General features: G+C 69.6%; 18 protein-coding genes, 2 tRNA genes and 3 pseudogenes. 15 read left to right on the forward strand and 8 right to left on the reverse strand.

The features are described from left to right. Window positions 1–22 precede the first annotated feature (22 nt). Window positions 23–640 carry a GNAT family N-acetyltransferase gene (locus QP939_RS26570; RefSeq protein WP_285448850.1) on the forward strand — a complete coding sequence of 206 codons (618 nt, stop codon included), beginning with the start codon at window positions 23–25 and terminating at the stop codon, window positions 638–640. Between the two features lie 145 nt (window positions 641–785). Here the strand turns inward: QP939_RS26570 and QP939_RS26575 are convergent, their stop codons facing one another. Together QP939_RS26575 and QP939_RS26580 are read right to left on the reverse strand one after the other, a co-directional pair. Beyond that, window positions 786–1,562: a hypothetical protein gene (locus QP939_RS26575; protein ID WP_285448851.1), complete on the reverse strand. Its 777-nt coding sequence runs from the start codon at window positions 1,560–1,562 to the stop codon at window positions 786–788. A gap of 13 nt (window positions 1,563–1,575) precedes the next feature. Then, window positions 1,576–3,657, reverse strand: a complete 2,082-nt coding sequence (locus tag QP939_RS26580; protein WP_285448852.1) for a CHAT domain-containing protein — start codon at window positions 3,655–3,657, stop codon at window positions 1,576–1,578. A gap of 86 nt (window positions 3,658–3,743) precedes the next feature. Here QP939_RS26580 and QP939_RS26585 point away from each other — a divergent pair, with 86 nt between their 5' ends. From QP939_RS26585 to QP939_RS51870, 8 genes and pseudogenes are all read left to right on the forward strand, one after another. Beyond that, entirely contained in the window at window positions 3,744–4,049 is a 306-nt protein-coding gene (locus QP939_RS26585) for a transposase (RefSeq protein ID WP_434219576.1), read from the forward strand. After that, on the forward strand, window positions 4,046–4,789 hold the full coding sequence (locus QP939_RS26590) for an IS3 family transposase (RefSeq protein WP_285448853.1): 744 nt from the start codon (window positions 4,046–4,048) through the stop codon (window positions 4,787–4,789). The genes QP939_RS26585 and QP939_RS26590 overlap by 4 nt, the downstream gene beginning before the upstream one ends. Window positions 4,790–4,929: 140 nt before the next feature. Beyond that, window positions 4,930–5,004: pseudogene (locus QP939_RS26595) on the forward strand (hypothetical protein); the annotation flags it as partial. Window positions 5,005–5,428: 424 nt separating this feature from the next. After that, window positions 5,429–6,295, forward strand: a complete 867-nt coding sequence (locus QP939_RS26600) for a Mu transposase domain-containing protein (RefSeq protein WP_285460044.1) — start codon at window positions 5,429–5,431, stop codon at window positions 6,293–6,295. A gap of 31 nt (window positions 6,296–6,326) precedes the next feature. Then, entirely contained in the window at window positions 6,327–7,115 is a 789-nt protein-coding gene (gene istB, locus QP939_RS26605; protein ID WP_285448855.1) for an IS21-like element helper ATPase IstB, read from the forward strand. Then, window positions 7,105–7,482: a hypothetical protein gene (locus QP939_RS26610; RefSeq protein ID WP_285448856.1), complete on the forward strand. Its 378-nt coding sequence runs from the start codon at window positions 7,105–7,107 to the stop codon at window positions 7,480–7,482. Before istB ends, QP939_RS26610 begins: the two co-directional genes overlap by 11 nt. Window positions 7,483–7,544: 62 nt before the next feature. Beyond that, window positions 7,545–7,700, forward strand: a pseudogene (locus tag QP939_RS26615) (IS3 family transposase); the annotation flags it as partial. Between the two features lie 107 nt (window positions 7,701–7,807). After that, a pseudogene (locus tag QP939_RS51870) lies at window positions 7,808–7,972 on the forward strand (tyrosine-type recombinase/integrase); the annotation flags it as partial. A gap of 248 nt (window positions 7,973–8,220) precedes the next feature. Here the strand turns inward: QP939_RS51870 and QP939_RS26625 are convergent. After that, a tRNA-Lys gene (locus QP939_RS26625) sits at window positions 8,221–8,293 on the reverse strand. Window positions 8,294–8,475: 182 nt separating this feature from the next. Here QP939_RS26625 and QP939_RS26630 point away from each other — a divergent pair. Continuing rightward, window positions 8,476–9,654 (forward strand): L,D-transpeptidase, encoded by a 1,179-nt coding sequence (locus QP939_RS26630; RefSeq protein WP_285448859.1) that lies wholly within the window; start codon window positions 8,476–8,478, stop codon window positions 9,652–9,654. A gap of 162 nt (window positions 9,655–9,816) precedes the next feature. Here QP939_RS26630 and QP939_RS26635 read toward each other — a convergent pair. Then, window positions 9,817–9,892 (reverse strand) — tRNA-His (locus QP939_RS26635). 76 nt (window positions 9,893–9,968) lie between these two features. After that, window positions 9,969–10,577, reverse strand: a complete 609-nt coding sequence (orn, locus tag QP939_RS26640; protein WP_285448860.1) for an oligoribonuclease — start codon at window positions 10,575–10,577, stop codon at window positions 9,969–9,971. Between the two features lie 116 nt (window positions 10,578–10,693). On the opposite strand from orn, the gene QP939_RS26645 reads away from it, so the two are divergent. Together QP939_RS26645 and QP939_RS26650 are read left to right on the forward strand one after the other, a co-directional pair. Continuing rightward, on the forward strand, window positions 10,694–12,223 hold the full coding sequence (locus tag QP939_RS26645; protein WP_285448862.1) for a helicase HerA-like domain-containing protein: 1,530 nt from the start codon (window positions 10,694–10,696) through the stop codon (window positions 12,221–12,223). Window positions 12,224–12,290: 67 nt separating this feature from the next. After that, a complete protein-coding gene (locus QP939_RS26650; protein ID WP_285448863.1) occupies window positions 12,291–12,668 on the forward strand; it encodes a DUF3224 domain-containing protein in 378 nt (125 codons plus the stop codon). A gap of 112 nt (window positions 12,669–12,780) precedes the next feature. Here the strand turns inward: QP939_RS26650 and QP939_RS26655 are convergent, their stop codons facing one another. From QP939_RS26655 to QP939_RS26665, 3 genes are all read right to left on the reverse strand, one after another. After that, window positions 12,781–13,788: a S1C family serine protease gene (locus QP939_RS26655; protein WP_285448864.1), complete on the reverse strand. Its 1,008-nt coding sequence runs from the start codon at window positions 13,786–13,788 to the stop codon at window positions 12,781–12,783. A 97-nt stretch (window positions 13,789–13,885) separates the two neighbouring features. Next, window positions 13,886–15,208, reverse strand: coding sequence for a M20 family metallopeptidase (locus QP939_RS26660; RefSeq protein WP_285448865.1), 1,323 nt, complete (start codon window positions 15,206–15,208; stop codon window positions 13,886–13,888). A gap of 39 nt (window positions 15,209–15,247) precedes the next feature. Beyond that, entirely contained in the window at window positions 15,248–16,003 is a 756-nt protein-coding gene (locus QP939_RS26665) for a class I SAM-dependent methyltransferase (RefSeq protein WP_285448866.1), read from the reverse strand. Between the two features lie 162 nt (window positions 16,004–16,165). On the opposite strand from QP939_RS26665, the gene QP939_RS26670 reads away from it, so the two are divergent. The 3 genes from QP939_RS26670 to QP939_RS26680 all read left to right on the forward strand — a co-directional run bounded on the left by QP939_RS26670 (window position 16,166) and on the right by QP939_RS26680 (window position 19,522). Then, a complete protein-coding gene (locus tag QP939_RS26670) occupies window positions 16,166–17,077 on the forward strand; it encodes a DNA-3-methyladenine glycosylase family protein (protein ID WP_285448867.1) in 912 nt (303 codons plus the stop codon). Between the two features lie 341 nt (window positions 17,078–17,418). After that, window positions 17,419–18,201, forward strand: coding sequence for a M50 family metallopeptidase (locus QP939_RS26675; RefSeq protein ID WP_285448869.1), 783 nt, complete (start codon window positions 17,419–17,421; stop codon window positions 18,199–18,201). 88 nt (window positions 18,202–18,289) lie between these two features. Next, window positions 18,290–19,522 (forward strand): aldehyde dehydrogenase family protein, encoded by a 1,233-nt coding sequence (locus tag QP939_RS26680; protein ID WP_285448871.1) that lies wholly within the window; start codon window positions 18,290–18,292, stop codon window positions 19,520–19,522. Window positions 19,523–19,525 lie beyond the last annotated feature (3 nt).

Here is a 19,525-nt window from a genome sequence, read left to right on the forward strand (position 1 = left end):
GGCGACCGTGGCGAGGTGCTCGATGACCGGCCAGCTCGGCGATGCCGTCCGGTCTGGTGCGCGCGGCGAGTTCGGTGCGCTCGTTCCGGTCCGGCCGCAGACCGGCACACTCGTCACCTGCTTGCGTGGCCATCACCTCGACCTGTACGGCAAGCTGAAGCCTTACAGTCACCGCTACCGGTTGCAGGGCACGCTCTGCGAGGTCTGCCGAGTGCAGGAACGCTACGATCCGGCAACTCGGCGTCTCGCCGAATGGGCACACCTGGACGTCGAGGTCCAGCGCACCCCGGCCACGGGGCCGGCCGAAGGGCTCGTCCTCGTGGCCCATCCGCCGGCCGCCGGGTCGCTGGCCGGTCGGATCGAACTCCGTCTCGACGGCGTCGAGGTCGGTGCCGTGACCGCCAGCCTGTGCGTCGGCTGCCGAGCGGCTACCCTCGACTACGTGCACGTCACGGCCGAGTACCGCCGCCTCGGGTTCGGTCGCACGCTCGTAGCGGCCGCGGTTGCCCGGGCGCCGTCTTTCCGGTGGACGGCTCCGCTGCCGGACGGCCCGGTGGCGCAGTCGTTCCGCGCTCGGATCGCCATGCGCCGAGCGGGCCCGCGGTGTATCCACGCCGGGTGCGCGGAGTTCAGCGGGTGAGTACAAACGGGGCGGCGGGGAAGCTTCGTCGATGACCGCATGCAGCCGCACGACAGGAGCCCGTCCGTGCATGGAGAGAGTGCGGCGGCTGATCACCGGCGGCGCTCAGCGAGCCGCGGCACCTTCGTTGGCCGTGTGCCAGTTATCAGCTGCGACGAAAGATGTCGCGGACCTCCTTCAGCGCGGCGATCATGCCGATCGAGAGGGGGAGCACGCTCGCGCTGCCGAGGGCTAGCACCACGCTGATCGCGGTGATGACGACCGTCGCCGGGTGGCTGCGTAGGTAGTCCACACTGCGGCTGGCCAAGCGCCCGAACGAGGTCTTCATCTTCGCGCTCGGTGTGGTGAGGGCCGTCGCCAACGCCTCGAGTCGATCGGGTGCGGGCAGTTGCGCGCATTCCGTGATCTGGTCGATGAGCCCGTTCAGGAGCGCGAAAAGGTCTTGAGGTGGCCATGCGGGAAGGGGGCGCACCACGGCGCGGCGGTCGTTCAGGTCACTGAACAGGACGAGGCAGGGCAGGTCGGCCGGGCGCAGCGGAGGGTCGGTCTTGAACGATCCCAGGTAGTCGAACGCCGCTCCCGGTTCCAGCCCTCGGCCGCGCTCCCAGTCCGCCCAGGTCTCGTCGAATTTGTCGCCGAAGGTGAGGCGCCATCGTTCGACGATACCTTCTGCCCATTCCTTCGGGGGTTCGAACGCGACGATCGCGACACGTTCACCGCTGCGGTGGTCGAGTTCCGACCACCGTTCGCTGACCACCGTGTTGAGTGGGTGTTGCGGGTCCGCGCACAGAAGGAATCCGTAAATCGCCACATCAGGAAGTTTTGCGAGCAAGGCGTCCGTCGCTGCTACCGTCCGTCCGGCCGGCAACATGCTGCGCTCATCCTCGATCAGATCCTCTTCGGGAATTCCCTGGTACGACACGCTTATCCTTTCGTCATCGGGTGGCGTCGCCCCATAGCGTGAGCGGCGCCCAGAAGTATGGGTGCGCGAAACGCGGTACTTCCTTGATCGCGCGCTGTGCGGCCTGGACCGCATTCGCCGGTGTGGCACCTGCCCGAATCCGCTCGTAGAACGTCTTCATCATGAGCGTCGCCACTCGATCGGACAGCGGCCACAGCGTGGCAGCGACCAGTGGAACGCCGGCTTTCATGAACGCCGCGAGCAAGCCGGCCATCTCGGATGCGTTGAACGGGTTCATGTCCGCCATGGCGGTGGCGCACGCCGACAACGTCACCAGGTTCGCATTCAGCGAGGTCGTGACAATCTGCCGAGGACTGAGGGTCCCGTCCTCGAGCGCCAGTCCCTGGTGCGCGGTGATCAGGTTGGTGTAGTCGTGGTGGCAAGCGAGATGGACGATCGAGGCTTTGGTGGCATTGCGCTGGAAGTCGGTGAGGGTGGCGGAGGCGGAGGCCTGGCCGAACGTGGCTGCGACGATCTCGGCTTCTTGGGCTGCCGTGGCCGGGCCGTCGAAGAATTCTCGCGTGCCAGCGGCGAACACGGCGGTCAGATCGGTGCGAGGGCGGGCGCGGCACATCGCGAGGACGGCCGCGCTGGGGGAGTACGACAATGCGTGCTGGTCCACAAGGGCCCCACCGGCGTCGTCGATCAGGGCGTGGAACGGCAGACCTCGAAGGTACGCGTGCGGCAGCACGACGACCGTGTCGTGGCCGGCCAGGAACTCTTTGACCGGCGCGATCAGGAGATCGTGGAGACCCCGCAGGAACCCGTCGGGCCAGAAGATGTCCATGTGCAGGTCCAGGGACCGCTGTAGTTGGTCCAGCGCGCGGAAGTCCCCGCGAAGACCGAGAGTCATCCGGACGTTGAAGACCAGCCGCACGAGCACATCGGGGAAGTGGCTGTCGTCAGGGCCTTCGTCAAGGGGGACGTCCGTGACGACGGGTGTACCGACCAGACCGGACCGGTCGACGACGAAGATCGCGAGCCGACCCGGTGTCCAAAAGTAGGAGACGATAACGCCGTCGGGTGGTGCCAACGCCGCGATGTCGGCGGCCGTGCACATGCCTCGGCTGGTCGAGCTGACTTTCTGACGTTCGGCAAGAAGCCGCTCTTCAGTCTCCGCGAGCTGCAGGATAAGGACCTCGACCCGGTGCTCGGCTGCCTTCCGTTCCACCTCGGGCAGGTCTCGCGCACGCGCACCCACCGCATGCAGTTGCTCTTCGATCCGATCGCGCCGGGCGCGCAGCCAGTCCGAGTTCACCTCCCCATCGCCGTGGAGTTGCAGTCCATGGACGAACGCTCGCGCCTTCGCTGCTTCAGCGAGTTCTAATGCCCGCTCAGGTCTTCCCAGTGACAAGGCGAGGAAGACTGCCTCTCCGTAGTCGGTCTGGAAGTCGCGAACGAGGCGGGCGGCGCGGTTGATCGACACCGTACTGGCAAGTTGACGCTCCAACTCGGCGATGTTGCGCTCGTAGCAGTCGAGAGCGGTGACGGGATCGGATCTGTCGCTGGCCCATTTCGCACGTTCCCGCCGAATACGCGTGAGGTTGTCGAACGTGTTCTTTCGTGAATCAGTGAGAATCTGCTCGGCCATGTCGAAGTAGGTGTCGACCTTCGATGGATCGTCCCTGGCCGCCAGCCATGCGAGGTTGGCCGCTGCGGTGCATCGAATGCTCGGGGTTGCCGCCTGATCTGCCATGCAGGACGTGAACGCGTCGCGCGCTGCCGAGACCTCGTGGGTTGTGGCGCTGTCTCCTGCGGCTTCGTCCACTCTTATCTGCGCGAGGTGGACCAGGCCGGTGGCGCATAGGCTGGTGGCCTGAGCCGACGGCACGTCCGAACAGTCGGCTACCAGCTCAAGCATGGTTGCCTCCAGGCGCGCGGACGCGACGGCCTCCGCGGCCGAATCGAGCGCGGGATCGTCGCCGACGAGGGCACCCTCTACTGCGGCGATCAGGTGAGTCAGGTTCTCGAACCTGTGTGCTACGAAGCGCTCGGTTGGTTGAGCTGAACGAATCATGCGATGCGCGTGTTCCGTTGACTGCGGCGGTTCGGACACCAGCTGGGTCCTGGGCCTGACCCGTTTTGACGGACATCCACGATCAGGGCTGACGCCCTCGGGAAGGATGTTCCATCATGGAGACCATGGGCAGGAAGAAGCCTCGGCCTCGTCGTTCGTTCACGCCTGAGTTCAAGGCCGAGATCGTCGAGCTGTGCCAGCGGGGCGACCGCTCGATCGGTCAGGTCGCGAAGGACTTCGACTTGACCGAGACCGGCGTGCGCGAGTGGGTCAAGCAGGCCGAACGCGACGCCGGGACCCGCACCGACGGCGGGTTGACCAGCGACGAGCGGGAAGAGCTGGCCCGGCTGCGGCGGGAGAACCGCCGCCTGTCCGAGGACGTGGAGATCCTCAAACGAGCGACGGCTTTCTTCGCGAAGGAGACCCGGTGAACGTGTACCCGTTCATCGAGGCGGAGAACGCCAGCGGTAGCGGCAACGTCAAACGTGCCTGCGAACTGCTCAAGGTCTCCCGAGCCGCCTACTACACCCACCGCGCCGCCACCCCCTCCCAACACGAACGCGACGACGCGGAGCTGACAGCCGAGATCGTCGCGATCCACAACGAGTCGAACGGCACCTACGGAACACCCCGGGTCCACGCCGAACTCCGCGCCCGCGGCCGGCGGCATTCCCGCAAGCGGATCGCCCGGCTCCTGCACACCGCGGGCCTGGCCGGACGGACCCCGAAACGGTGGCGGACCACAACCACTCCCGACCCGGCAGCGACCATGCCCACCGACCTGCTCAAGCGGGATTTCTCCTGCACCGCAACGAACATCAACACCCGCTGGTGCGGGGATATCACCTACATCCACACCTGGGAAGGCTGGCTGTATCTGGCCACCGTCATCGACCTGGACTCCCGCCGCGTCGTCGGCTGGGCCACCGCGGATCACCTGCGCACCGATCTGGTCGCCGACGCCCTACGCAACGCTGTCGCTCGGCGCCGCCCCGAGCCCGGAGTAATCTTCCACTCCGACCGCGGCTGCCAGTACACCTCCGCCCAGTTCAACGCGCTCGCTGACGAGCAAGGCGTGCGGTTATCGGTGGGACGTAAGGGACAATGCTGGGACAACGCGGTCGCCGAGTCGTTCTTCGCGACCATTAAGGCCGAATTACTCGACCGGTGATGGTGCTCTCTGAATAGGGCCAGTCCTGCTCTCTGAAATTCCCCAGTTGGGGTGTCCTGTCGGCGCGTCGTTTGCGCTGGTCAGCGGCCTCCGGGTGACGGTTTCGGTGTTGATCACCGTGACCGTGGCCGGAGGCGTGGATGCTCACTCTGGAGGAAGACGTGGAGGCGCAGGCGCTGCGTGCTCAAGGCTGGTCGGTCTCGGCGATCGCGCGACATCTCGGGCGTGACCGCAAGACCATCCGCCGCTACCTGGCCGGCGAGGTGGTGCCGGGCAAGCGCCGGTCGGCTGTGGCTGACCCGTTCGAACCGTTCGTCGGCTACTGCCGCGCCCGACTGGCCGACGACCCGCATCTGTGGGCGGCGACGCTGCTGGACGAGGTCACCGAGCTCGGCTACGAGGGCGGCTACTCGACGTTCACCAGGGCGCTGCGCCGCTATCAGCTGCGCCCGCACTGCGAGCCGTGTCAGGTTTCCCGCGGCCGAGACGTCGCGATCATCACCCACCCGTCGGGCGAGGAAACCCAGTGGGACTGGCTCGAGCTGCCGGACCCACCGGCGAGCTGGGGCGCCGGGAAGCAGGCACATCTGCTGGTCGGGGCGCTGGCGCACTCGAGCAAGTGGCGCGGCATCCTGGCCGATGCCGAGGGACTTCCCACACCTGGTCGAGGCCCTCGACGCGGTGGTCCGCCGGCTCGGCGGGGTGACCCAGGTCTGGCGCTTCGACCGGATGGCCACGGTCTGCTACCCCGCCTCCGGCCGGATCACCCCGGCGTTCGCGCAGGTCGCGAAGCATTATGGGGTCCGGTCGGTGACGTGTCCGCCGCGGCGCGGGAACCGCAAGGGCGTGGTCGAGAAGGCCAACCACTCGGCCGCGCAACGCTGGTGGCGCACCCTTGGCGACGACGTCACGATCGCCGAGGCCCAGGCCGGGCTGGACCGGCTCGCGGCCAAGCTTGACAGCCGTCGCCGGGTCCTCGATGGCGAGCGCACCACTGTCGCTGGTCTGGCCGCGGCCGAGCGGCTGCACGCGCCGCCGCTGGTCGCGTTCCCGGCCGAGTTCGACCTGCCCCGGATCGTCACGCCGCAGGCGCTGGTGTCCTTCCGCGGCAACTCCTACTCCGTCCCACCCGGGCTGGGCGGCGCGCAGGTTCAGGTCCGCCACCGGCTCGGCGCGGACGTGCTGCGGATCGTCACCGACCGCGGCGCGACCGTCGCGGTTCACCACCGGGCCTCGGACGGGGCCGGGCGGGTCGTCCGCGACGACGGGCACGTGATCGCGCTCGAACACGCCGCGATGGGCGCGTTCAGCACCGACCGGCCCTGCACCCACAAGACGCGCCGGCCGCCGTCGGCGGCGGCGTTGGCCGAGGCAGCGAAGCTGCGCGGTCTGCCCGCGACGGGGCCCGCGGCCCACGTCGTGATCGACCTGGCCACCTACGCCGCCACCGCGGCGAAGCTGGCCAGCGCACCCACCCATGAGACCTATGAGTCCGAGGAGGACTGATCACTTGTCCGGAAACCGTTCAGGGCCACAGATGAGCGAGGCCCGCCGCTATCAGCAACTCCGTTCACACTTCTCCTACCTGAAGCTGGACAACGCCGCCGAAGCCCTGCCCCGAATCCTCGACCAAGCTCGCGCGGAGAACCTGTCGATGACCGCGGCGCTGGAGCGGCTGCTGGAGATCGAGGTCAACGCCACCGAAGAACGCCGCCTGGCCGGCCGGTTGCGGTTCGCCTGCCTCCCGGATCCCTGGACCCTGGCGGACTTCGACTTCGCCGCCCAGCCTGGGGTCGACGAGAAGCTGATCCGCGACCTGGCGACGTTGCGGTTCCTCGACGACGCGTCCAACGTGTTGTTCGTCGGGCCGCCCGGGGTCGGCAAGACGATGCTGGCCACCGCGCTCGCCCGCGGGACGGCCGAGGCCGGGAACCGGGTCTACTTCACCACCGCGGCCGACCTCGCCGCCCGCTGCCACAAGGCCGCGGTCGAAGGGCGCTGGCAGACCTGCATGCGGTTCTTCGCCGGCCCGAAGCTGCTCGTGATCGACGAGCTCGGCTATCTCCCGTTGCCCGGCGACGGGGCCTCGGCGTTGTTTCAGGTGATCAACCAGCGTTACCTGAAGTCGTCCACGATTTTGACGACGAACGTCGGGATTGCTGACTGGGCAACGGCTTTCGGGGACGCGACCGTCGCGGCGGCGATGCTGGACCGGTTGCTGCACCGCGCGACCGTGGTCGGCATCGACGGCCCGTCCTATCGGCTCCGCTCGCATCAGTCCACATCGGACAAGCTGCGCAAGGCGGTGAACGCACATGTCTCCTGACCCGCACGACCCGGACTACAACGCGACCCGCAAGACCTGCCCGATCTGCTGGGAAGCGTTCGTCGCGACCGGCCGACAAGCCAAGACCCGGCTCTACTGCTCGCGCCAGTGCAAACGCACCGCGGCCGCCCGCCGGGAGGTCGAGCGCACCACTCCTGCCTCCAGCACCGCCAGGCCCTTCGGGACACCGCCTCCGGCGGCGACCCCGCCGGCACCTGCGGCGCCGCTGCCGCACATTGCGGCCCAGCGGGACTGCCCGCACTGCGGCGGCCCGGTCACCATCGTCGCGCTGCTCACCACGCCCGAAGCGGCCCGGCCGCAGATGCCCGTCGCGGCACCCGACGGAGTGATCCCGCTCCGCCGCTGACACCGGTTACGCTGCACTCCTCAGCTGGCCCATTTCGGAGAGCATGGCTGGCCCATCTCGGAGAGCGCCATCACCGGCAGGCCTGGCCCACCCGCACCGCCGCGCACAAGGCGATCTTCGAGTACATCGAAGGCTGGTACAACACCCGCCGCCTGCACTCCAGCCTCGGCTACCTCAGCCCCGCCAGCTACGAAACGACCACACGTCACGTAGCCTGACCACAGCTCAACGACCCTGTCCGTCAAAACGGGGCAACCCCACCCACCTGGCTCGCCAGGATGAAGCGAAGGCGCGGCTTGGTGCCGATTGGGTCGAGTCGGACCTGATGTTCACCGAGCCCGATGGCAGTCCGCTGCACCCGGCTGATGTCGCGGACGAGTTCGCTCGGCTGATCAGGCTGGCGGGCCTGCCGCCGATCACTCTGCATGGTCTCCGCCACGGTGCGGCGACCCTGGCGTTGAGCGCCGGAGTGGACATGAAGGTGATCCAGCACATGCTTCGGCACTCGTCGATCAAGGTAACGATGGATCTCTACACCAACGTCGCCGAAGAGGTAGCTGCCGACGCGGCCAGGAAGGTGGCCAGGGCGATCCCGCGGAAGGTGCTGCACCCGGAGTGCGCTCTCGGGCTCCCCTCGGGCTCGCAGGAGACCACAAAGGACAGAGAGGAAGTGGACGAAATGGTTCCAGATACCACAAATCCCCAGGTTGAAGAGATCTTCAACCTGGGGAGTGGGGGTGCGCCATCAGGGACTCGAACCCCGAACCCGCTGGTTAAGAGCCAGCTGCTCTGCCAATTGAGCTAATGGCGCCGGTGTCTGCCGGGGTTTCCCTCGGCGACGTGGAAAAGATTAGCACCCGTCTCCGGGGCCGTTTCAGGGGGGTCCCTTAACCGGGTTCCGGCATTGCCGCCCCGGTGTCGGGGCTGGTCGGGCACACTGTAGTCGGACATCGACGGCGAAACAGGCGGGTGGGCATGCGGGGTTCGACCGGTATGGGGGTGCGGCTGCTCGTGGCCGCGGCGGTGATCGGCCTCACGGTGGCAGGCTGCAGCAGTAGTCCTTCGGGTGACCCGGCGCCCTCGACGCCGTCGTCGGCGGCGAAGGAGCAGCCCGCGCCGAAGCCAGCCGTGCTCACGCTCACCCCGGCGAAGGATGCCAAGGACGTCGCTCCCGGGGAGCCCGTCTCCGTCACCGTTGCCGACGGGAAAGTCGGCGACGTGAAGCTGACCGGGGCCGATGGCAAGGTCGTCGCCGGGAAGGCTCGCGCTGACGGCTCGGGGTGGGACTCCGCCGAGCCGCTCGGGTACGGCAAGGCCTACCGGCTCACCGCGACCGCGACCGGCACCGATGGCAAGCCCGTCACCTCGGAGTCGTCGTTCACCACCGTGAAGCCCGCGCGGCAGCTGGGAGTCTCGGTGAACCTCGTCGAAGGCGAGACCGTCGGCGTCGGGTTGCCGCTGATCTTCACCTTCACCGGGAGCGTCGCCGACAAGGCCGCCGCCGAGAAGGCGTTGAAGGTCACCGCCGAGCCGGCCACCGAAGGCGCTTTCCGCTGGTCCGGTGACAAGCAGGTCACCTGGCGGCCGAAGGACTACTGGAAGAGCGGCACGAAGATCAAGGTCGAGGCGGCCGTCTACGGCAAGCACCTCGGCAAGGGCAGCTACGGCCGCGAGGACAAGACGATCACCGGCACGGTGGGCGACAAGCTGGTCGCGGTCGCCGACGGCGGCACCCACCAGATGACGGTCACGATCAACGACAAGGAGGTCAAGACCATGCCGACCTCCATGGGCAAGCCCGGCCACAACACGCCGCAGGGCACGTACACGGTCATGAGCGAGCACACGGGCTACACGATGGACTCGGGCACCTACGGCGTCCCCGAGGACGCGCCCGGCGGCTACCGCACGTTCGTCCAGTACGCGGTCCGCCTGTCCTACAGCGGAATCTTCTACCACTCGGCACCGTGGTCGGTCCGCCAGCAGGGCCGCAGCAACGTGAGCCACGGCTGCCTGAACCTCTCGACCGAGAACACGAAGTGGCTGATGGACACATCAAAAAAGGGCGACATAGTAACGGTCCAGAACAGCGGAGGCCCCAAGCTGGAGCCAACGGACGGCTGGAGCGTATGGCAGCTGACATGGGAAGAGTGGCGAACAGCAGCCAACTAACCACCCCCGCCCTCGCCCCCGACCCCCACCATCCCAACGCAACCAGGCGGGACGGGGGTCCGGGGGCAAGCCCCCGGCGGGGGTGTGGGGGTTCGACCCCCACAAAAAGGCGAAACCCCAGCATGGGGGAGGTCCCGCAAGGGACCGACCATACTGGGGTGATGGGGTGAGCGACGGGTTTCGAACCCGCGACCTCCTGGACCACAACCAGGTGCTCTACCAGCTGAGCTACGCCCACCATCTACGAGGGGACCGCGTGCGATCACTTCGTTGGCTGTAATCGTAGCGGGTGCCCTCGCGGGGTTCGCAGGGGGTTACCTCTGGTGGCGTTCCTGCACTTCAGCGGCGGCTGCCTTGGCTTCTTCGCTGGTGGGGCCGGGCTGGGGGACGAAGGCGACGCGCCGGTAGTAGTCGAGTTCGCCGATGGATTCCTTGATGTCGGCGAGGGCTCGGTGGGCGAGGCCTTTTTCCGGCTTGGCGTAGTAGATGCGGGGGTACCAGCGGCGGACGAGCTCTTTGACGGAGGAGACGTCGACCATGCGGTAGTGCAGGTAGGCGTCGAGCTCGGGCATGTCGCGGGCGATGAAGCCGCGGTCGGTGGCGATGGAGTTGCCCGCCAGCGGTGCGGTGCCGGATTCGGGGACGTGCTCGCGTATGTACTCGAGGACGCGGCGTTCGGCCTCTTCGAGGGTGACGGTGGAGGCGCGGACTTCTTCGGTGAGGCCGGAGTGGGCGTGCATCTCGCGGACGACTTCGGGCATCCCGGCGAGCTTTTCCTCGTCGGCGTGGATGACGATGTCGACTCCTTCGCCGAGCACGTTCAGCTCCGCGTCGGTGACGAGGGCGGCGATTTCGATCAACGCTTCCTTGCCGAGGTCGAGCCCCGTCATCTCGCAGTCGATCCAGACTAGGCGGTCGGTCACCTGGTGACCCTAACCCGACACGGGGATGCGAGGGGCGTTACCTGCGCGTACGGCGCGTTACGCTCGCGGAGCCGGAATGGGAATGTGGTGTCGGACACAGATCGGGGATCGGGACAGTGACCGTGCAGGAGTCGCCGGCGAGCGAGATCGCCGCTGGTTATGCGAGTGAGGGTGCCGCTCTGGAGCTGGGGGCGGTGGTGCTGGACGGGCGGGTGGACGCGGCCGCCGCGGTGCGCTTGCCCTTGGCGACGCTGAACCGGCACGGTCTGGTCGCCGGGGCGACCGGTACCGGGAAGACGAAGACGTTGCAGCTGGTCGCCGAGCAGTTGTCGGCGGCGGGGGTGCCGGTGGTGCTGGCGGACGTGAAGGGTGATTTGTCCGGGCTCGCCGCGGCCGGGGAGGCGAACGACAAGGTCGCGAAGCGGTCCGAGGAGCTCGGCGACGACTGGGCGGGCACCGCGTTCCCGGTGCAGTTCCTGTCGTTGGGGACCGGCGGGAAGGGGTCGCCGATCCGGGCGACGATCACCAGCTTCGGGCCGATTCTGCTGTCGAAGGTGCTCGGGCTGAACGAGACGCAGGAGTCGACGCTCGGGCTGATCTTCCACTGGGCGGACCAGCGGGGTCTGGCGCTGCTGGACACGAAGGACCTGCGGTCGGTGATCACGCACCTGACCAGCGACGAGGGCAAGGAGGACCTCAAGGGCATCGGCGGGGTCTCGGCGGCGACGGCCGGGGTGATCCTGCGCGCCTTGTCGAACCTGGAGGCGCAGGGCGGGGAGGACTTCTTCGGCGAGCCCGAGCTGGACGTCCACGACCTGATGCGCCAGACCGACGGCAAGGGCGTCGTCACCCTGCTGGAGCTGGACAACCTCCAGTCGAAGCCGGCGTTGTTCTCGACGTTCCTGATGTGGCTGCTGGCCGAGCTGTTCGAGGAGCTGCCGGAGGAGGGCGACCTCGACAAGCCGAAGCTCGTCTTCTTCTTCGACGAGGCCCACCTGCTGTTCAACGACGCGTCGAAGGCGTTCCTCGAGCGCATCGAGCAGACCGTCAAGCTGATCCGGTCGAAGGGCGTGGGCGTGTTCTTCTGCACGCAGCTGCCGACGGACATCCCGAACGCCGTGCTTTCGCAGCTCGGCGCCCGCATCCAGCACGCGCTGCGCGCGTTCACGCCGGACGACCAGGCGGCGCTGGCCAAGACCGTCAAGACCTACCCGAAGACGAAGCACTACGAGCTCGACACGGCGTTGACGTCGCTGGGCATCGGCGAGGCGATCGTCACGGTGCTGTCGGAGCGGGGCGCGCCGACGCCGGTGGCCTGGACGCGGCTGCGGGCGCCGCGGTCGAGGATGGGCTCGATCGGTGCGGACGCCGTCGCCGCCGCGGTGTCTTCGTCGGACCTGCACGCGAAGTACGCCGAGACGATCGACCGGGAGTCGGCGTACGAGAAGCTGGCCGCGAAGGTCGCCGCCGCTCCGCCGCCCGTCCCCGACGAGGCGCCCGCTCCCGCCCCTGAGCAGCAGAAAGACGAGCCCGGCTTCATCGAGTCGGCGATGAAGAACCCGGCGGTGAAGTCGTTCATGCGGTCCGCGGCGAGCGCGCTCGGCCGCGAGATCACGCGCGGGCTGTTCGGCAACCGGCGGCGGTGAGGAATACCTGACGCGGCCTGTCAGGTATCGCTGCGATGCTGGTGCCCACACCGAGGAAGGGAACACCATGACCAGCACCGCCACCGCGTCGTTCACCGTCGATCAGTGGGAGCCGCAGGCGACCGACGAGTTCGCGGGCACCGAATTCGGCCGGGTGGCGATCGCCAAGACGTTCACCGGGGCGGTCGAAGGCGCCAGCACGGTCGAACTCCTGACGGCGAACAACGCGACTTCGCGCGCGTACGTCGGCTTCGAACGGCTCGAAGTCTCGATCGACGGCCGCAAGGGCAGCTTCGTCCTGCACCACACAGCCGACGAGGAGTCCGGCATGACGGTGACGATCCTCCCCGGATCCGGGACGGGCGAGCTGACCGGCATCACCGGGAAGGCGGACATCGAGATCGACGGCGAGGACCACCGCTTGACCCTGACCTACAGTTTCTGACGAGCACGAAGGCCGTTTCGAGAGCCCCCGATTGACTCTCGAAACGGCCTTCGTGTGTTCCCCGCTCCCCGAAGCGGGTGGACGGGCCGCCCCGGCCACGGCCCGTCCGCGGCTAGCTGTTCACGATCTGGTCGACGATCTTCTTGGCGTCGTTGATCGGGATGGCGAAGCCGATCCCGACGCTGCCCGCCGCGCCGTTCGCCGACGCCGTGGGGCTGTAGAGCGCCGAGTTGATGCCGATCACGTTGCCCTGGGCGTCCACGAGCGCGCCGCCGGAGTTGCCCTGGTTGATCGAGGCGTCCGTCTGGATCGCGGTGTAGCTGGGCGAGTCCTCGGTCCGGTTCGACGTCCGGTTGAACGGCGACTGCTGCTGTTCCTGGCCCTGGCCGATGTCGGACAGGTTGCGGTTCAGCGCGCTGACGATGCCGGTGGTCACGGTGTTCTGCAGCCCGCCCGGCGAGCCGATGGCGACCACTTCCTGGCCGACGACGAGCTTGCTCGAGTCGCCCAGGGTCGCCGCCGTCAGGCCGCTGGCGTTCTGCGCCTGGACCACCGCGATGTCGGCCTTCGTGTCCGCGCCGACCACGCTGGCCTGGTACTTCTTGCCGTCGGACGTGGTGATGACGACGTTCTGGGCGCCGTCGACGACGTGCGCGTTGGTCAGGATCCGGCCGTCGGAGGTCAGGATGACGCCGGAGCCGATGGCCTCGCCCTGTGCCGTGGTCACGTTGATCTGGACCACGCTCGGCGTCACCTTCGCCGCGACGGCGCTGACGTCACCGGTGGCGGTCGAGTTCGAGACCGTCTGCCCCGTGGCCGCCGGCGTGCTCACCGACGTCGTCGTGCCGCTCGCGGAACTCGTGGTGAGCCCGACGATCGCGGCGCCGCCGACGCCGCCGACCAACGCCGCGCCGAGCGCGGTCGCGCTGACGAGCAGCGCGACGCGGTTTCCCTTGCGCGGCTTGGGCAAGGTCGCCTGCGCCTGCGGGGTGAAGAGCGGGTTCGGCGCGGCCTGCTGCTGGTAGCCGTACTGGGGGTACGGCCCGTACTGCGGAGTGGTCTGGTGCGGCTGGTGCCCACCGGGTGAGGCGGGGCCGGGCCGACTCTCGTTCTCGGTCATGGGACCAGATTCGCGCCCGTGCTTGTGAGCAGCCTGTGGAAACACCTCAGCCTTTGCTGAGAAGAATCAGCTGAGAAAACTCAGCCGTTCCTCAGTGTCAGCCGAAGAAGGAAGGGACGTCCAGGGCACCTCCCGCCGCCTCGAACTCGTCGTGCACGGCCTTGCGCAGCTCGGCGTCGCCGAGGTAGTCCGCCGCCGTCAGGGCCAGGCCCAGCGCGCCGTCGTGGACCGCGGTGTCCCCCGTGGACGATCCGGCCGCGGCCGCGAACTCCTTGGTGTGCAACGCGACCGTCGGACCCGAGACGGCCAGCATCGGGTGCAGCGCGGGCATCCGGTACGACAGGTTGCCCAGGTCCGTCGACCCGGTGAGCGACTCCGGCACGATGCCCGGCGGCAACGGCTTGCGCCCGGTGATCACCTGGTTGGCCGACCAGCGTCCGGCGAGCGCGGTGTTGAACCGGATCGGCAGGTACGCGGCCTGGGCGTCCCAGATCAGCTCGACGCCGCAACCGGTCATCGCCGCCGCGCCCTCCGCGATCGACGTCATGCGCGCGGCGAGGTCGCGCAGCGTCTCCGGGTTCTGGGAGCGGAGGTAGAACAGCAGCGCGGCGCGGGCCGGGATGACGTTCGGCCGGGCGCCGCCGTCGGTGAAGACGCCGTGGACGCGGTCGCTCTGCGGGAGCTGCTGGCGCAGGGCCGAGACGCCTTGGTAGGCGGCGACCGCGGCGTCCAGGGCGTTGCGGCCCATGAACGGCTGGGCCGACGCGTGCGCGCCGACGCCGTGGAAGACCATCTCCAGCTGGCGGCGGCCGAGGAACGGGTGCAGTGCGACGTCGTGGCTGAACGGGTGCAGCATGATCACCGCGTCGACGTCGTCGAACACGCCGGCGCGGGCGAGGATCTCCTTGCCCCCACCGCCTTCTTCGGCGGGTGTGCCGATCAGGCTGACCCGGCCGCCCAGCCGCTCGGCGACGGTGGCGGCGCCGAGGAAGCCGCCCGCGGCGGTGGTGCAGATGATGTTGTGGCCGCACGCGTGGCCGAGGCCGGGCAGCGCGTCGTACTCGGCGAGGACGGCGATGTGCGGGCCATCTTGCTCCTTGGTGCCGACGCGCAACGCGGTGTCGAGCCCGCCGACGCCGACGGTGGCCTCGTGACCGTGGCGGCGAAGCAGGTCCGCGAGGGCGCGGACCGAGCGGTGCTCGGCGAACCCCTCCTCCGGGTGCGCGTGGAGATCTTGGCTCAACGCCACCAGATCGGGTGAACAGCGCTCGACCGCCGCGGTCACTTCGGCCCGGGTCGCCTCGTCCGCGCCGATGTGCGGGGAGGACAGTGGTTCGGCGGCCGCGACGGCGTGGGCGGTGGCCTCGACCAGGGAACGCAGGTAGCTGTCGTCGGGCGGGACGGGTTCGTGGTGGGTCATGGGGCGATGCTAACCGCAGGGTCCGACAATCCGCGGTGCTCAGCCCAGCCGGCCCGCCACGATCTGCGTGACACCGGCGTATCGCTCGGTGATTCCGGTGAAGCCGCGGGCGCGCAGGCTCGCCGCGATCTCGCCGCGGTCGAACATCCGCTGGCCGCTGACGATCCCGCCCGCCGAGTCGAGCAGTCGCGCGGGTTGCCAGCCGCGGCGCGCGCTGGTGAGCAGCACGATCCGGCCGCCCGGCTTCAGGACGCGCGCGAAGGAGCCCAACGCGATCTCCGGCTCGGCGAACATGTGGAGCGCGGCGAAGCAGCAGACGCCGTCCACAGTGGACTCGCGGAGCGGCAGGCGCACGGCGTCCGCGCGCAGGTACGCGACCGTGTCCGGATTGTCTTCCGCGACGGCTTTGGTGAGCATCGTGCGCGCGCCGTCCAGCCCGACTGCGAGCCCGTCGGGGCCGACGGCAGCGCCGAACGCGCGCGTGAACCGGCCGGTACCGCAGGCGACGTCGAGCGCGGTGTGCCCGGGCCGCAGAGCGAGCAGTTCGGTGGCGAGCCGGACTTCGCCCGCCATGCTCGGCCCGAACGGGCCCTTGAGTGCGCGGCCGAGGGCAGGGCGCCAGTACCGCTCGTAGACGCGCGGCAGCAGGGTGGTGCGCATCAGGCGTTGCGTGAGCCCGGTCGGCGGGCCGGCCTGGGGCTCGGCACCGAGCAGGTCGAGGAAGCCGGGGCCGTGCCCAGCTGGTCGGTCGAGCAGCTTTTCGAGCTGGTCAAGGGCGGTGCGGCTGGTCGCCATCGGCGCTCCCGGGGTTCGGATACCGGCAGTATGCCAAATCTGTGCCGGATCGGCATGCTCACTCGTTCGAGTGAAGAAAGCCGGGATCAGACGTTCGAGGCCCGGAATTGTCGGTGCCCGTTCCTAACGTCGCAGCCGAGGTTCCCGATCCGAGGAGGAGAGATGACGACAGCGGAGATTTCCGTGCCGTGCGGCGAGATCGAGGTGCGCGGCGGGTTCGACCTGGCCGCGGCGGCCCGGTTCCTGACCGGTTTCGGCCCCGCCGGGCAGCCGGAAGCCGAACCGGGCGTGCTCCGGGTGGCCTTCGCGCTCGAGGGCGCGTGGACACCGGTGGGAGCGGTCTTGCGCCAGAGATCGCCGGGCGAGGTGGCGGTCGAGGTCCACGGCCCGCCGGAGCACGCCGAGGCGGTGGTCGAGCAGGTGCGGCGGATGTGCTCGCTGGACATCGACGCCACGGGTTTCCCGGCCGTCGCCGACCGCGACCCGGTGGCTTCCCTGCTGCAGGGCCTGCACCCCGGGTTGCGGCCGGTGCTGTTCGCGTCGCCGTACGAGGCGGCGTGCTGGGCGGTGCTGAGCCACCGGATCTGGATGACGCAGGCGGTGCGGCTGCGCCGTGGCTTGACCGAGCGCCACGGCAGCGAGGTCGACGTCGGCGGGCATACGCTGAGATCGTTCCCGGAGCCCGCGGCACTGGCGAAGCTGGAGTACCTGCCGGGGCTGTCGGGCCCGAAGATGCGGCGCCTGCGCGCGATCGCCGAGGCGGCGGCCGCCGGAATGCTGGACGCGGCGGCGTTGCGGGCGATGTCGCCGGAGGAGGCGCTGAAGCAGCTGCAGTTGCTGCCGGGCATCGGCCGGTTCAGCGCGGAGCTGATCCTGATCCGCGGCGCGGGCCATCCGGACGTGTTCCCCCGAGGGGAGAGCCGCCTGCACGAGATCATGCGCGACGCGTACCACCTGCCGGACGCGGACGTGCCGGAGCTGGCGGAGATCGCGGAGGCGTGGGCGCCGTTCCGGAGCTGGGTGTCGTTCCTGTTCCGCGTGGAAGGTGAGGCCCGGATGCGGGAGTCGCGATGACCTGACGCCGGGGGCGGGTGTGCCTGGGCCGCGGTCGACGTGCTGCAGACCGTCGACCGTGCTTGGTTCGCCCCGCATCGAGGGGCGGCCCGCGCCCGGCTGGCTCAGGTCCGCGCCGCCCGCTCGCCCACGGCAGGGTGCCTCCGAATGTGCCCGGCGGGCCCGCGGCTCTGGCCAGCGGTACGTATCGCGGTCATCGCTCACCGGTCGAGGTGCCACCGAACGCGTCCGAACTCCCGACACAGGAGAGGAGAATCACCACGAGCCGATACCGGAAGCCGGGAAACGGCGAAGGGTGGGGACTCACCGTAGCCAGATGTCGCCTGTGGTGAGGTGTCCGGGTGAGTTCGCCCGTTCCTCTCGCGCTCGGCGGTCCCGCCGGTGACGCCCTGTCAGCCCTCCGCGCGGCCGCCACCGACACCTCTCCGGCCGGTTCGCTGCTCGAACAGGCCCAGACTCCCGCGGTGATCACCCTGGTCGCCGGTGGGGTGGCGCTGCTGGTCGTGCTGGCCGGCGGGCGGCCGTGGCGGCTGGCTCGCAACGTCGTCACCATCGTGCACGAGGCCGGGCACGCCCTGGCCGCCGTGCTCGTCGGGCGGCGCCTGCAGGGCATCAAGCTGCACTCGGACACCTCGGGCGTCACCGTCTCGCGGGGGAAGCCCGAGGGGCCGGGCATGGCGTTCACCGCGATGGCCGGGTACCTCGCGCCTTCAGTGCTGGGGCTGCTGTTCGCCAGCCTGCTGGGTGCCGACCTGGTCGGCACGGTGCTCGTCCTGATCGCCCTGCTGCTGCTCGGCGTGCTGGTGATGGTGCGCAACGCCTACGGCGTGTTCACGGTCGTCGCCAGTGCCGTCGTGCTCGCGCTGGTCGCCTTCGTCGCGCCGGTCGAGGTGCAGGCGCCCTTCAGCTACCTCGTGACGTGGTTCCTGCTGTTCGGCGGGGTGCGGCCGGTGGCGGAGCTGCAGGTCAAGCGGCGACGCGGGCAGGCTCGCGACTCCGACGCCGACCAGCTGGGCCGGCTCACCGCGGTGCCGCCGGTGCTGTGGGTGCTGGTGTTCGCCGTGGCGACCGTCAGCTGCCTGTTCGCCGGGGGCCTGTGGCTGCTGGAGCCCGTCGCCACCTAGGGCGGCGCCGCGGTGGAGCCCCTGGTCACCCGGCCGGGCCCATGCGGCAAACTGGACTCTCGCTGGTCCGCCCGGAGGGAGACGAACGATGGACGAGGTCGCCAAGGCCGTCGAGGAGTGCGCACGGGCGGCGAAGCTGGCCGCGCCGTCGCTCGCCGCCGCGTCCGCCGAGGCCGTCGACGCCGCCCTGACCGGGATGGCGGAGCGGCTGCTCGCGCACCGCGACGAGGTCCTGGAGGCGAACCAGGCCGACGTCGAGCGCGCGAAGGCCGAGGGGATGAGCGCCGGCCTGCTCGACCGGCTCACCATCACCCCGGAGCGGCTCACCGGCATGGCCGAGCAGCTGCGGCTGCTCGCCGGCGCCCCGCACCAGGAGCGCACCGTCGAGGTGTCCACCCTGGACGGCGGGCTGCGGCTGGTCGAACGGCGGCGGCCGGTCGGCGTCATCGGCGCGAACTACGAGGCTCGCCCGAACGTGACCGTCGACGTGGCGTCGCAGCTGGTCAAGTCGCGCAACGCCGGTGTGCTGCGCACGGGCTCGGCCGCGCTCGGCTCGGCCCAGCGGCTGCGGGAGGTCGTCATCGCGCCCGCCCTCGCCGACGCCGGGATCGACGCCGACTGCGTCCAGCTCGTGCCGCGGGTCGAACGCGAAGCCGCGTCCGCGCTGGTGCGGCTGCCGAACCTGGTGCCGCTGGTGATCTTGCGCGGCAGCGGGGCCAGCACCCGGGCGCTGGCCACCGAGGCGGCCGTCCACGGCGTGCGTACGCTGGCCCACGCCGACGGCGGCGGCGTCCTGTACGTCGACCGCGGGGCGGACGTCACCAAGGCGCGCGACCTGGTCCACGCCAGCCTCGATCGGCTGGGGGTCTGCAACCGGCTGAACCTGCTGCTCATCCACGAGGACATCCACGACGAGGCCTGGCCCGCGATCTCCGACGCGCTGGCCGAGCGCGGGGTCACGCCCTCGCTCGCGCCGCACGAGCACGCGATCGGCTACGAGTGGGCGCTGGACTCGGAGCGGGAGGCGACCGTCACGGTCGCCAAGGTCGGGGCGCTCGCCGACGCCGTCGAGATCGCGAACGAGCGGACGTCGGGCCTGGCGGCGGGCATTGCCACCGAGGACGAGTCGGCCGCCGACGCCTTCTTCGACGGCTACACCGGCACGGGCGTCTTCTGGAACGCCCCGACCCGGCTCCTCGACGGCTTCAAGCTGCTCGCGGTCCCGGAAACCGGCATCAACCTCGACAAGGTCCCCGGGCCGCGCGGCCCGGTGACCTACACGGACCTCTACGTCCGCCAGTACGCGGTCCTGCCCGCCTGAGGC

Origin of the sequence: Amycolatopsis nalaikhensis (genome assembly GCF_030264295.1) — a bacterium.
GTDB lineage: Bacteria > Actinomycetota > Actinomycetes > Mycobacteriales > Pseudonocardiaceae > Amycolatopsis > Amycolatopsis nalaikhensis.